Below are 12,970 nucleotides of genomic sequence, written 5' to 3' on the forward strand. Positions count from 1 at the left end.
GACTTGTTGTCCAGGCGTCCACCGCACCACCAGAAAGAGGCACTCTTCGTGCGTAAGAACATCAAGCTCACCGCCGGTATCGCCGCCACCGCCGCGCTCGCCCTCGGCCTCACCGCCTGCGGCACCGCCTCGGACCCGTCCTCCGCCAAGGACGCGGCCGGCTCCGCCGACAAGCCGCTCGTCGTCGCCGCGTCCCCGACGCCGCACGCCGACATCCTCAACTACGTCAAGGACAACCTCGCCGCGAAGGAGGGCCTGAAGCTGGAGGTGAAGGAGTTCACGGACTACGTCCTGCCGAACACCGCCACCCAGTCCGGCCAGGTCGACGCCAACTTCTTCCAGCACAAGCCGTACCTCGACGACTTCAACCAGAAGAACAACACCACCATCGTCCCGGTGGTCAACGTCCACCTGGAGCCCCTCGGCCTCTACTCCAAGAAGGTCAAGGCCCTCTCGGACATCAAGCCCGGCCAGACCATCGCCGTCCCCAACGACACCACCAACGGCGGCCGCGCCCTCCAGCTGCTCGCCGAGAACGGTCTCATCACCCTCAAGGACGGCGTCGGCACCAACGCCAAGCTCTCCGACATCACGGACAAGAAGGGCCTGGAGTTCAAGGAGCTGGAGGCCGCCACCGTGCCCCGCGCCCTGAACGACGTGGACGCCGCGGTCATCAACGGCAACTACGCCATCGAGGCCAAGCTCTCCCCGGCCAAGGACGCCATCGCCATCGAGAAGGCCGAGGGCAACCCGTACGCCAACTTCCTCGCCGTCAAGAAGGGCAACGAGAACGACGCCCGCGTGCAGAAGCTCGCCAAGCTCCTCAACTCGCCCGAGGTGAAGAAGTACATCGAGGACACCTACGACGGCTCGGTCATCCCGGCCTTCGGCACCCCCGCCAAGTAAGGCCCGCCGTACGGTTCCTGTGCCGAAGGCCCCCGCACGCCGTCCCGGTGCGCGGGGCCTTCGCCGTTGTACGCACCGACATCTGACGCCACATCGGACCCGGCCATGCACACCGACAGCAGCATGCTGCATGCTGTGCGTTCACGGTCGATTCGGACGGTCCACGGCATGGAGCTGCGCATGACTACCACCTTTCCGGACATCTCCATCAACACGGACCGGTTGGTGCTGCGCGCGCTCGAAGAGGCGGACGCGCCCGCCCTCGCCGAGATGATGAACGACGAGATGGTCGCGGCCTGGACGGCCGTCCCCCAGCCCTACACCGAGGACGCCGCGCTCCGCTGGATCACCGAGTACGCCCCCACCGAACGCACCACCGGACGGGGCCTCGACCTCGCCGTCACCGAATTCCTCACCCAGCGCCTGGTCGGCATCATCCAGCTCAGCCACACCAACTGGCGCGTCCGCTCCACCGAGATCTCCTACATCGTCGCCCCCTGGGCCCGCGGCGAGGGCTACGCCACCGAAGCCGCCCTCGCCACCGCCCAATGGCTCTTCGGCGACCAGCACTTCGAACGCATCGAGCTGCGCACCGCCGCCGACAACACCGCCTCCCAGCAGGTCGCCCAGAAGATCGGCTGCATCAGCGAAGGCGTCCTCAGAAACGCGTGCATAGCCCGCACCCGCACCGAGGACGGCACCTGGGCCGACCTGCGCACCGATTTCATCGTCTGGGGACTGCTCCCCGAGGACCTCGAAGGCGTCGCGGACCAGATGGCGGAGGCCGGATACTCCTCCTTCACCGACTGGAGCTGAGCCCGCAACCGATCCCGGGTACCCTTCACACGCCCCCGACCTGCGACAAACACCTCAGGAGACAGACGACGATGGCCGACCGGGTCACGGTGATCGGCTGGGACGGCTCGCCCCTCACCGCAGCGGCCCGGTCCGCGCTCTCCGCCGCCACGCTCGTGGCGGGCGCCGCGCACCACCTCGCCCTGCCCGAGGTCCCGCCCGGTGCCGAAAGGATCCGCCTCGGCAGCGTCGACCTCGCCGCCCGCCGCATAGCCGGACACCGCGGCACCGCCGTCGTCCTCGCCGACGGCGACCCCGGCTTCTTCGGCGTCGTCCGCACCCTGCGCGCCCCCGAGCACGGCCTGGAGGTCGAGGTCGTCCCCGCCGTCTCCTCCGTCGCCGCCGCCTTCGCCCGGGCCGGCATGCCCTGGGACGACGCCCGGATCGTCGTCGCCCACCAGCGCACCCTGCGCCGCGCCGTCAACGTCTGCCGCGCCCACCCCAAGGTCGCCGTCCTCACCTCGCCCGGCGCGGGCCCCGCCGAACTCGCCCTCCTCCTCGAAGGCGTCCACCGCACCTTCGTCATCTGCGAGGAACTCGGCACCGACCGCGAACAGGTCACCGTCCTCACCTCCGACAAGGCCGCCGACCACGTCTGGCGCGACCCCAACGTCGTCATCGTCATCGGCGGCGCCGCCGGCGCACCGGCCGGCGGCTGGCTCATGGGCCAGGAGACCCCGGCCGTACGCGGCTGGGCGCTGCCCCCGGAAGTCCCCGCACGCGGCGGCACCGGCGAGGACCGCACCCTGCGCGCCGCCCAGCTCGCCCGCCTCGGCCCCCGCGTCGGCGACCTCGTCTGGGACATCGGCTGCGGCGGCGGAGCCCTCGCCGTGGAGGCCGCCCGCTTCGGCGCCGCCGTCATCGCCGTCGACGCCGACCCGGACGCCTGCGCCCGCACGGAGGCGGCGGCCCGACGCCACGGCGTCCAGCTCCAGGCCGTACGCGGCCGGGCCCCGCACGTCCTGGAACGGCTGCCCGAACCCGATGTCGTACGGATCGGGGGCGGCGGCGTCCCCGTCGTCACCGCCTGCACCGCCCGCAGGCCCGAACGGATCGTCGCCCACGCCTCCACCCGCGACGAGGCCGAGGCCGTCGGCGCGGCCCTCGCCGACGGCGGCTACGACGTCGAATGCGCCCTCCTGCAGAGCGTCGGCCTCGACCCCGACGACTGGTCGGAGCGAGCCCGCACGGTCGTCTTCCTGCTCTCCGGACGCCGGATCGAGCGCGCCCCCTGACCATGCCCCGTCACCGGGCCAGGTAGGCTGGCCGATCGTTGTACCGCGCCCGGGCCTTCGGTGTTTTGTTCGCCAATATCCGGACAGAGGGGCCCGAGAGGGCCCCTGATGTGGTACGGGGCAAAGGGGGGACGCGCGACGTGGCGCAGTCCACAGCAAACCGTGGCGGATCCGCCTGTCACGACGGCCGATGGCCGCGACAATGCTGGGGTGCCCGCGCGTCATTCGTGCCGCACGGCGCGCACGCTCGTTCTTGTTGACGGGCGAAGGTCTGAAGGAGCACAACCGATGGGCGAGGGGTACGCATGACGGACACCGGCCAGGTCCCGGGCGAGGGGCTGCCGGAGAACGCAGGCATGGTCGAGCAGCCGGGCATCCCCGCTCCGGGCGCGTACACCTTCCTGGACCCCTCCGAGCACGCAGCCGAGGACGACGACCTGCTTCTGATGCCGGGCGCCCAGGGCGCCTGGAGCGAGCACACGCCGGGCGCCGTGCCCGCCCCGCCCGTCGCGGTCCCGGCCCCGGGCATGATGCCGCCGGTCGGTGACCCGCTCACCGACCCGCTGGCCGGCCCGATCGCCGACGCCCTCGCCGCCCAGACCCCGATGCCCCCGGTCGCCACCCCGCCCCACGGCGTGCCCCTGGGCCTTTCGACTCCGGCTCCGGTCGCCCACGAGCCGATCGCCACCCCGGCCCACGGCGTGCCCCTGGGCCTCTCGACCCCCGCGCACGGCGTGCCGGTCGAGGCCGTGACCGATCACGGGTACGAGCCCGGGATCCTGGACACCGGCGCCCACGAGGCCGCCGGCCGCGACTCGGGTTCCGTGGACCTCGGTGCCGTACGCGTACCCCCGCCGGCCGCCGCGACCCCGCCGCCCGCCCGCCGCCCGCTGCACATGGGCCCGCCGGTCCCGGAGACCGGCGGCGTCGTCCGCTCCCTCGCCGACCGCGGCCCCGCCGCGGCCCCGGTGGCCGCGCCCGCGCCGACGCCCATGCCGGTCGCCGCGACGGCCCCGGCGCCGATGCCGACCCGGGTCGGGGGACCGCCGACCTCCGGCCTCGAGTACCTCGACGTCCCCCAGGAGCAGGCCGCGCCGGCCGCGCCCCAGCTCGGCGACGTCCCGCCGCAGGGCGCCGTCCCGTGGGACCCTCAGCCCCAGGCACCCGTGCCCGCAGAAACGGTCGGCCAGTTCGTCCCGGTCGAGGGCACCCTCCCGACGACCCCGCACCTCGCGCCCACCCCGGCACTCGAAGACCCCGCGGTGGAGGCCCCCGAGCCCCCCGTGGAGGAGGCCCCCGCCGCGGTCCCGGCCCCGCGCGACGGCGGCCCGGCCGCAGCCGTACCGGTCCCGCAGCCCGAGCCCCCCGCGGAGGAGCCCCAGGCGGCCGACCTCACCCCGGCCCCGGCACCCGAGCCGCCCCCGGCCGAAGAGGCCCCGAAGGACCCCGAGCCCGAGCCCCAGGCCGAGGCCCTCCCGACCGAGGAGCCCGAGCCCGAGACCACGGCCACCCCCGAGCCCCCGACGCCGGAACTCACGCTCACGGACGACCCGGCGACGCCCCCGGCAGCGGAGGAACTTCCGGCGGAGGACGCCACCGCCGAGGAACCGCCGGCCGAGGAACCGGCAGCCGAGGACCTCGTACCAGTGGTCGAGGAACCGGCAGCCGAGGAACTCGTGGAAGCCGCAGAGGAGCCCGTCGCCGCGTCGGCGCCAGAGCCGGCACCGGAGCCGGCACCGGCAGAGCGGTCGGAGCCGGTACCGGCAGAGCAGCCGGAGTCGGCACCGGAGCCGACGTCGGCACCGGAGCCGACGTCGGCACCGGAGTCCGAGTCCGCGCCGACGTCGGCACCGGAGTCCGAGTCCGCGCCGACGCCGGCCGCTCCGGGCTACGACGACGCGGAGCGCGAGGCGGTGCTCCGGGTCATGCGGGAGCGCCGGGACATCCGCAACGGCTTCCGTTCGGACCCGATCCCGCACGAGGTGCTGCTCCGCGTCCTGGAGGCCGCGCACACGGCCCCCAGCGTCGGCCACTCGCAGCCCTGGGACTTCGTCGTCATCCGCTCGGCGGAGACCCGCCGGGCGATGCACGAACTGGCCCAGCGTCAGCGCGAGGCGTACGCCAAGTCGCTGCCCAAGGCGCGGGCGAAGCAGTTCAAGGAACTGAAGATCGAGGCCATCCTCGACACCCCGGTCAACATCGTCGTGACCGCCGACCCCACGCGGGGCGGCCGGCACACCCTGGGCCGCTACACGCAGCCGCAGATGGCCCCGTACTCCTCGGCGCTCGCCGTCGAGAACCTCTGGCTCGCGGCCCGCGCCGAGGGCCTCGGCGTCGGCTGGGTCAGCTTCTTCGACGAGCGCGAGATGGTGCGCGCCCTCGGCCTGCCCGAGCACCTCGAAGTGGTCGCGTACCTCTGTGTCGGCTACGTCGACGAGTTCCCCGAGGAGCCCGAGCTGATGCAGGCGGGCTGGTCCAAGCGCCGCCCGCTGTCCTGGGTCGTGCACGAGGAGACGTACGGCCGCCGGGCGCTGCCCGGTGAGGAGCCGCACGACCTGCTCCAGGAGACCGTCGCCAACATCCGCCCGCTGGACGCCAAGGCGCTCGGCGAGGCCTGGGAGCGGCAGAAGCGCATGACCAAGCCCGCAGGGGCGCTGGGCATGCTGGAGATCATCTCCGCGCAGCTCGCCGGCCTCTCCCGGATGTGCCCGCCGCCGATCCCCGAGCCGGCCGCGGTCGCGATCTTCGCGGGTGACCACGGCGTGCACGCCCAGGGGGTCACCGCCTGGCCGCAGGAGGTGACCGGCCAGATGGTCGCGAACTTCCTCGGCGGGGGAGCGGTCTGCAACGCGTTCGCCAACCAGGTCGGCGCCGAGGTCTGCGTGATCGACGTAGGCGTGGCGTCGGACCTCCCCGCGACCCCTGGCCTCCTGCCCCGCAAGGTCCGCGCCGGTACGGGCGACTTCACCACGGGCCTCGCCATGACCCGCGAAGAGGTCCTGTCGGCGATCGAGGTGGGCATCGAGACGGCCCGCGATCTCGTGGCGGCGGGCAACAAGGCCCTCCTGACCGGCGAGATGGGCATCGCGAACACCACCGCGTCGGCCGCGCTGATCTCCGTGTACACGGGCGTCGACCCGGTCGAGGTGACCGGTCGTGGCACGGGCATCAACGACGAGATGCACGCCCGCAAGGTGGACGTCGTCCGTCGCGCTCTCGACCTCCACAAGCCGGACCCGGCGGACCCCATCGGCGTCCTCTCGGCCATCGGCGGCCTGGAGCACGCGGCGCTCGTCGGCCTCATCCTGGGCGCGGCCTCGCTACGCGTCCCGGTCGTCCTCGACGGCGTCTCGACGGGCGCGGCGGCACTGGTGGCCCGGGCGATCGCGCCCGAGTCCCTCGCGGCCTGCATCGCGGGTCACCGGAGCGCCGAGCCGGGCCACGTGGCGGCCCTCAACAAGCTGGGCCTGCGCCCCTTGGTCGACCTCGACCTGCGCCTCGGCGAGGGCACGGGCGCCCTCCTCGCCCTCCCGGTCGTCCAGAGCGCGGCACGGGCCATGCACGAGGTGGCGACGTTCGACTCGGCAGGCGTGACGGAGAAGTAGAAGACGCGTGCCGCTGCCCCCACTCCGACGGGAGTGGGGGCCGCGCAGGGTCCGCGTTCGGGACGTAGAGCATGATTTGTGGCGCGCGAGAGCGCCGCGTTCACGGTCTCCCGCGCGCCGTAGATCATGCAGTCCCGAACGCGGACCCGGAGTGGCCCCCACGGCACCGCTCCACGGCGCGGGCGAGGGACATCCGTCACAGGTCGCCCACCCCAAGTGACCGATATCGTGGTCACCGGGGGTAGGCCCCCCAGCACCCACCCCCCCACCAGCCGCTCCACCGCAGCAGCGGCCCGCAGACGCAGACCCCGCTCTCCGAGGAGCCGCTCAAGATGGCCGACCCCGTAGCCTCCGCCGCGCACCCCGCCTACCCGGTAGGCCTCCGCCTCTCCGGCCGGCGCGTCGTCGTCCTCGGCGGCGGCCAGGTGGCCCAGCGCCGACTCCCGGCACTGATCAACGCCGGCGCGGCGATCACCCTCATCTCACCCTCCGCGACCCCCTCGGTCGAAGCGATGGCGGAGACCGGCGAGATCACCTGGATCAAGCGCCGGTACGAGGACGGGGACATCGCCGACGCCTGGTACGCGCTCGTCGCCACCAGCGACCCCGCCGCGAACGCGGCCGCCTCCGCGGAGGCCGAGCGGACGAAGACCTGGTGCGTGCGCTCCGACGACGCCGAGGCGGCCACCGCCTGGACCCCGGCGACGGGCCGCAGCGAGGGCGTCACGGTAGCCGTGCTCACGGGCCACGACCCCCGCCGCTCCGCCGCCGTGCGCGACGCGATCGTCGAGGGCCTCCGGGACGGCTCGATCGCCGCCCCCGCGCACCGTACGCGCAGCCCCTTCGTGGCCCTGGTCGGCGGCGGCCCCGGCGACCCCGACCTGATCACGGTCCGCGGCCGCCGACTCCTCGCCGAGGCCGACGTCGTCATCGCCGACCGCCTGGGCCCCCGCGACCTGCTCGCCGAGCTGCCCCCGCACGTCGAGGTGATCGACGCGGCGAAGATCCCGTACGGCCGCTTCATGGCGCAGGAGGCCATCAACAACGCGCTGATCGAGCACGCCAAGGCCGGCAAGTCGGTCGTACGCCTCAAGGGCGGCGACCCGTTCGTCTTCGGCCGGGGCATGGAAGAGGCCCAGGCGCTGGCGGCGGAGGGGATCGCCTGCACGGTCGTCCCCGGCATCTCCAGCTCGATCTCGGTCCCGGGCGCGGCCGGCATCCCGGTGACGCACCGCGGGGTGGCCCACGAGTTCACCGTCGTCAGCGGCCACGTGGCGCCGGACGACCCGCGCTCCCTCGTCGACTGGGCGTCGCTGGCCAAGCTGACCGGCACGCTGGTGATCCTGATGGGCGTCGACAAGATCGGGAAGATCGCCGAGGCGCTCATCGAGCACGGCAAGTCCCCGGAGACCCCCCTCGCCCTGGTCCAGGAGGGCACGACGGCCACCCAGCGCCGCGTGGACGCCACGCTGGCGACGGTCGCGGAGACGGTCAGGACCGAGGAGGTCCGCCCGCCGGCGGTGATCGTGATCGGCGACGTGGTGGGGGAGAGCCCGGAGAAGCTCAACCAGCAGCCCGCCAAGCCCTGACGGCACCCACCCCCACCGCACACACATTGGCACCGCACCCCGGACAAGGCAGTATCACCACGTGGCCGAACTCATCACGATCGACGACCCCGACGACCCGCGCCTGAGCGACTACACCGGCCTGACCGACGTGGAGCTGCGCCGCAGGCGCGAGCCCGCCGAGGGCCTGTTCATCGCAGAGGGCGAGAAGGTCATCCGCCGGGCCCGGCAGGCCGGGTACGAGATGCGGTCGATGCTGCTCTCCGCCAAGTGGGTCGATGTCATGCGCGATGTCATCGACGAGGTCCCGGCGCCCGTGTACGCGGTCCAGCCGGAGCTCGCCGAGCGCGTCACGGGCTACCACGTGCACCGTGGCGCCCTCGCCTCCATGCAGCGCAAGCCGCTGCCGAGCGCGGAGGATCTGCTCCGCCCGGCCCGCCGGGTCGCGGTGATGGAGTCGGTCAACGATCACACCAACATCGGCGCCATCTTCCGCAGCGCGGCCGCGCTCGGCATGGACGCGGTGATCCTCTCCCCGGACTGCGCGGACCCGCTGTACCGCCGGTCGGTGAAGGTTTCCATGGGCGCGGTCTTCTCGGTCCCGTACGCCCGTCTGGAGACGTGGCCGCGTGGTCTGGAGGCCGTACGGGAGGCGGGCTTCAAGCTGCTCGCCCTGACCCCGGACGAGAAGGCCTCTCCGATCGACGTGGCGGCCCCGCACAAGCTGGAGCGGGCGGCGCTGATGCTGGGCGCGGAGGGCGACGGCCTGTCGACGCAGGCGCTGAGGGCGGCGGACGAGTGGGTCCGCATCCCGATGGCGCACGGAGTCGATTCGCTGAACGTGGGCGCGGCGGCGGCGGTGGCCTTCTACGCGGTGGCGAGCGGCCGCCCACAGGACTGAGGGGGGACAGCGCCCCACCACCCCCAGCGCACCACCCCCGCAGCACCACCCCAAGCCCAGCTACCCCTGCAACGCCTGCGCCGCAGCGATCCCCAACGCCACGACAAGCGTCACCACCACAAACACGAACAACCGCTGCCGCAGCAGCCGAGGATTGGCCGGCCGCCGCCCGGTCGAGGTGGTGCGCGCACCACCGGGCCGGGAGGCCGAGGGGCGTCCGTTGGGCCGGGACTGGGAGGCGGAGGCGGAGGAGGACCGCCCGCCGGTACGGGACGGCGCGGACGGCCGCGAGTCGGTGGTGCGCTCGGTGTACCGCTCGGTCGGCCGGCTGCCGGTCGACTGCTCGGTACGCTCCCGCTGCACCGGAGGCCGCGCGACGGGCAGCCCTTGGGCCTCGCGGGCGGCGATCTCCTTGAGCCGCATGGAGAGCTGAAGGGTGCTGGGCCGGTCCTCGGGGTCCTTGGCCAGACAGGCCCGGACGAGCGGCGCCAGCGCGTCCGGCACCCCGCCGAGCTGCGGCTCCTCGTGCACGACGCGGTAGAGCATGACTTCGGAACTGCCGTGCCCGAAGGGCGAGTCCGCCATCGCCGCGTAAGCCAGGGTGGCGCCGAGCGAGAAGACGTCCGTCGCGGGGGTGACGGCGGCGCCCCGTACCTGCTCGGGCGCGAGGAAGCCGGGGGAGCCGACGGCGGTGCCGACGTGGGTGAGGGTGCTGGCGCCGGTGGCCCAGGCGATGCCGAAGTCGATGATCCGGGGCCCCTTGGGGGACAGCAGGATGTTCGACGGCTTGAGGTCGCGGTGGACGACGCCCGCCTCGTGGACGGCGACCAGGCCCTCCGAAAGGGCGGCGCCGATCGCGGCGACGTCGGCGGCGCGCAGCGGCCCTTCCTCGGCGACCCGGTCGTGCAGGGAGGGGCCGGGGACGTACTGGGTGGCGAACCAGGGCCGGTCGGCCTCCAGGTCGGCGGCGACGAGCCGGGCCGTGCAGCCGCCGCGGATCCGCCGGGCGGCGGAGACCTCGCGGGCGAACCGGGACCGGAACTCCTGGTCCTCGGCCAGGTCCGGCCGGATCACCTTCAGCGCCACGCGCTGCCCGCGCCGGTCGGATCCCAGGTACACGACCCCCATCCCACCGGCCCCGAGCCGGCGGTGGAGCCGGAACGACCCGACGATCCGCGGATCCTCGCGCCGGAGCCGCATCATCGCCATGTCCGTCCCCTCGTCCGTTCGACGTGGCACAGCTTACGTATTGACGCCCCGGTGTGCTCATAGGCCGCGCCCTCGCGCGCGCATCGATTGTCAGTGCTGGGGAGGACACTTGAGGGACGGTCAGGACGGCCGCGCGGCGGCCCGTCCAAACCGAGCGATTTTCCAACATCCCATCGCAGAAGGGGGATTCGACCGATGAAGGGTGACCGCGTGGAGATAGTCGTGGATGCGGGGGACACGACAAGAACGTACGAGGTGGTGGCCAGCAGGGCAGGTCGGAGGGTGGAGACGGCGGTGCGGAGAGGGGTGGTGGAAGTGAGCGAAGTCACGCGTACCGGGGTCGTCGTGCGCACGGCCCGCTTCATGGCGAGCAGGGTCCTCGCCCTCGTGGAGCAGCCGGTCCCCCTCAGGGAAGACCCTCAGACCTAGGTCGCTCTCTCCACCCTGGGGAGTACGCCATGGGGGTACGCGTCATCCTCCCGTAGGCCCGGTAATCGGTACGCGGGCATGACGTCCGGGCGGTGCCGGGTCCCTAGTGTTGAAGTCAAGCGGCGGGTGCAGCACTCGTCCCCCGAGGTCACCCACCCGCCGCTGCCAAACACGACAGGAGAGGAACCATGGCGTACCCGGTATCGCGGATCACCACCCGTCCTTCGGGCCGCCGCCACCCCTTGGTGGCGACCGCCATGGTCCTCCCTCTCGCGACCCTGCTGGTCGTCGTCTTCGGCGGCTGGGACGCAGTGGTCACACAGGCGTCGTCCGTGGGCGTGATGCTGGGGCGCTGAGCGGCGCCCCGGACCCGGGAGAGCGGCCCGGGTCGGGGACATCCGGCCAACAACCCCGTGGGGACGGGGGTGCGGCGGACGGCAGCGTGTGGCCGGTCAGCTGGGGAGCTGACCGGCCCTCGCGCTTTCCGGGGCCGTAGGCGGTGTCTCGTCGATCATGCCGGGCTCGCGGCGTCTGACACCGCTCCCCCAAGCTCTTCGAGCAGGGGGTACCCCCAGCCGCGTTGTCGTCGGTCGCCAACTCCCCCGTAGCCCTTCGGGCACGGGAGGTGCCCCCACCGCGTCGACTCCCTCCTCCGCCTTGCGATGCACGGCACCAGACGCCGCTCCCTGATCCGGCCTGATCGACGAGACACCCCCTGGGCGGCAGCGCGTACGCTCCCCGGGTGGAGCATGCCGAACTCGAACACCTCAGCGCCCTCGCGCGCGAGACGGCGCACAGGGCCGACCCGGCCTGCCCGTGCGCCCCGCACGCCAGCACGGTGCTCGCCGACCGCGACGACGGCACGGTGGTCCGACATGGCGCGGTCGTGGTCAAGGCCCACGCCCCCGGCACCGACCTCTCGGCTCACGGCGCCCGACTCGCGGTGGCGGCCCTCCCGGAACTGACGGGCATCCTCCTCAAACCCCACGGGGCACGAGCGCACTCCACCCAACCGACCCACCCCACCCCCACCACCCAACCCACACACCCCACCCGCCCCCTCTCCACCTGGCCCTACGGCACCCCGGTCGACCCGACCGACCCGGAAGCCGCGCCCTGGGAAGACGCGGCGCGCCTGCTCGCCAGGCTCCACCGCACCCCACCCCCGGACCACCTCCCCCTCCCGCCGATGCGCGCGCCAGTGAAGGCCGCTCTCGCGGTCGAGCGGATGCGCCGCTCAGGCGCTCCCGGCGCCGCCGTAGAGACAGTGCTCCGCGCCTGGCGCACCCTCCCAGGAGAGCCGGCGCATCGCCCCCTCCTCTGCCACGGCGACTTCCACCTGGGCCAACTGGTCCGCGCTCCCAGCAGCCCCAGCACCCGCCCGGACACCCACCCCACCACCCACCCCGCCACCCCCTGGCTCCTCATAGACGTGGACGACCTAGGCCTGGGCGACCCGGCCTGGGACCTGGCCCGCCCGGCCGCCTGGTTCGCGGCGGGCCTCCTGCCCCCGGACGTCTGGTCCCGCTTCCTCGACGCGTACCGGCAGCAAGACGGCCCGGCCGTCACGGCGTCCGATCCCTGGGCCCAACTCGACGTCCCCGCCCGCGCCCTGACCGTGCAGACCGCCGCGCTCGCTCTCGCCAAGTCCACCGCGGAGGGGCGCCCGCTCGACGAGGTCGAGGAAGTGATGATCGACACCTGCGCCCGAATCGGCTCACTCCGAACCGAGTTGGCCCGGCCGGCGTCCCCATAAGCTGAGAGCACCATTCGAACGGCAGGAAGTTGAGCCGACCATGCAGTGTCCCAAGTGCCACGCAGCGATGCACACGTACAACCGCAACGGCGTCCAGATCGAGCAGTGCAGCGGCTGCCGCGGGATATTCCTGGACTACGGCGAGCTGGAGTCCCTGACCCGGCTCGAGTCCCAGTGGGTGCAGCAGGCGCCGCCCGCGCCCGCCCCGCCGGCCTACCCCGCGCACGGCGCCCCCGCCGCGCCCGCGTGGGGCGCCCCGCAGCAGCACCACGGTGGCCACCACGGCGGTCACCACCAGCGCGGCTTCGGCCGGATGCTCTTCTCCTCCTGACGAGCCCGCTGTGCCCCTCCTGACGAGGAGCGGGTACGACGAAGCCCCCGGCCGCGAGAGGCGGCCGGGGGCTTCGTACGTATGGTGCGCGATACTGGGATTGAACCAGTGACCTCTTCCGTGTCAGGGAAGCGCTCTCCCGCTGAGCTAATCGCGCGGGTCGGTCCCGAACCAT

Annotated in this window: 11 protein-coding genes and 1 tRNA gene; 10 read left to right on the forward strand and 2 right to left on the reverse strand. The window is 73.2% G+C overall.

From position 1 onward, the window contains the following. The first annotated feature begins 48 nt into the window (after nt 1-48). From AB0F56_RS06320 to AB0F56_RS06345, 6 genes are all read left to right on the forward strand, one after another. Entirely contained in the window at nt 49-906 is an 858-nt protein-coding gene (locus AB0F56_RS06320; protein WP_362004670.1) for a MetQ/NlpA family ABC transporter substrate-binding protein, read from the forward strand. A gap of 180 nt (nt 907-1,086) precedes the next feature. Beyond that, the gene (locus AB0F56_RS06325; RefSeq protein ID WP_362004673.1) at nt 1,087-1,722 is read left to right on the forward strand and encodes a GNAT family N-acetyltransferase; all 636 of its coding nucleotides are present in this window, start codon (nt 1,087-1,089) and stop codon (nt 1,720-1,722) included. A 71-nt stretch (nt 1,723-1,793) separates the two neighbouring features. Continuing rightward, nucleotides 1,794-2,996, forward strand: coding sequence for a precorrin-6y C5,15-methyltransferase (decarboxylating) subunit CbiE (cbiE, locus tag AB0F56_RS06330; protein WP_362004676.1), 1,203 nt, complete (start codon nt 1,794-1,796; stop codon nt 2,994-2,996). Nucleotides 2,997-3,301: 305 nt separating this feature from the next. After that, nucleotides 3,302-6,601, forward strand: a complete 3,300-nt coding sequence (gene cobT, locus AB0F56_RS06335) for a nicotinate-nucleotide--dimethylbenzimidazole phosphoribosyltransferase (protein WP_362004679.1) — start codon at nt 3,302-3,304, stop codon at nt 6,599-6,601. Nucleotides 6,602-6,933: 332 nt separating this feature from the next. Beyond that, the gene (gene cobA, locus AB0F56_RS06340) at nt 6,934-8,190 is read left to right on the forward strand and encodes a uroporphyrinogen-III C-methyltransferase (protein ID WP_362004681.1); all 1,257 of its coding nucleotides are present in this window, start codon (nt 6,934-6,936) and stop codon (nt 8,188-8,190) included. Nucleotides 8,191-8,251: 61 nt separating this feature from the next. Next, nucleotides 8,252-9,070, forward strand: coding sequence for an RNA methyltransferase (locus AB0F56_RS06345; RefSeq protein ID WP_362004684.1), 819 nt, complete (start codon nt 8,252-8,254; stop codon nt 9,068-9,070). Nucleotides 9,071-9,130: 60 nt separating this feature from the next. Here AB0F56_RS06345 and AB0F56_RS06350 read toward each other — a convergent pair whose 3' ends face one another. Then, complete coding sequence (locus AB0F56_RS06350) at nt 9,131-10,279, reverse strand: serine/threonine-protein kinase (RefSeq protein ID WP_362004687.1); 1,149 nt, start codon at nt 10,277-10,279, stop codon at nt 9,131-9,133. Nucleotides 10,280-10,474: 195 nt separating this feature from the next. Between AB0F56_RS06350 and AB0F56_RS06355 the strand changes: the two genes are divergently transcribed. The 4 genes from AB0F56_RS06355 (at nt 10,475) to AB0F56_RS06370 (ending at nt 12,795) form a co-directional block, all read left to right on the forward strand. Continuing rightward, nucleotides 10,475-10,708, forward strand: coding sequence for a hypothetical protein (locus AB0F56_RS06355; RefSeq protein WP_260230356.1), 234 nt, complete (start codon nt 10,475-10,477; stop codon nt 10,706-10,708). Between the two features lie 188 nt (nt 10,709-10,896). After that, a complete protein-coding gene (locus AB0F56_RS06360; RefSeq protein WP_362004690.1) occupies nt 10,897-11,064 on the forward strand; it encodes a hypothetical protein in 168 nt (55 codons plus the stop codon). Between the two features lie 386 nt (nt 11,065-11,450). Further along, the gene (locus tag AB0F56_RS06365) at nt 11,451-12,464 is read left to right on the forward strand and encodes a phosphotransferase (RefSeq protein ID WP_362004693.1); all 1,014 of its coding nucleotides are present in this window, start codon (nt 11,451-11,453) and stop codon (nt 12,462-12,464) included. A 40-nt stretch (nt 12,465-12,504) separates the two neighbouring features. Next, entirely contained in the window at nt 12,505-12,795 is a 291-nt protein-coding gene (locus tag AB0F56_RS06370; protein ID WP_362004696.1) for a zf-TFIIB domain-containing protein, read from the forward strand. 82 nt (nt 12,796-12,877) lie between these two features. On the opposite strand, the gene AB0F56_RS06375 is transcribed toward AB0F56_RS06370, so the two are convergent. Beyond that, nucleotides 12,878-12,952 (reverse strand) — tRNA-Val (locus AB0F56_RS06375). Between the last annotated feature and the right edge of the window lie 18 nt (nt 12,953-12,970).

The sequence above is a fragment of the Streptomyces sp. NPDC026092 genome (assembly GCF_040638605.1).
Taxonomy (GTDB): domain Bacteria; phylum Actinomycetota; class Actinomycetes; order Streptomycetales; family Streptomycetaceae; genus Streptomyces.

Coding starts and splice junctions, on each gene's coding strand:
- AB0F56_RS06360 (WP_362004690.1), top strand. CDS start 10,897: ATGGCGTACCCGGTATCGCGGATCACCACCCGTCCTTCGGGCCGCCGC.
- cobT (WP_362004679.1), top strand. CDS start 3,302: ATGACGGACACCGGCCAGGTCCCGGGCGAGGGGCTGCCGGAGAACGCA.
- cbiE (WP_362004676.1), top strand. CDS start 1,794: ATGGCCGACCGGGTCACGGTGATCGGCTGGGACGGCTCGCCCCTCACC.
- AB0F56_RS06370 (WP_362004696.1), top strand. CDS start 12,505: ATGCAGTGTCCCAAGTGCCACGCAGCGATGCACACGTACAACCGCAAC.
- cobA (WP_362004681.1), top strand. CDS start 6,934: ATGGCCGACCCCGTAGCCTCCGCCGCGCACCCCGCCTACCCGGTAGGC.
- AB0F56_RS06325 (WP_362004673.1), top strand. CDS start 1,087: ATGACTACCACCTTTCCGGACATCTCCATCAACACGGACCGGTTGGTG.
- AB0F56_RS06355 (WP_260230356.1), top strand. CDS start 10,475: ATGAAGGGTGACCGCGTGGAGATAGTCGTGGATGCGGGGGACACGACA.
- AB0F56_RS06350 (WP_362004687.1), bottom strand. CDS start 10,279: ATGGCGATGATGCGGCTCCGGCGCGAGGATCCGCGGATCGTCGGGTCG.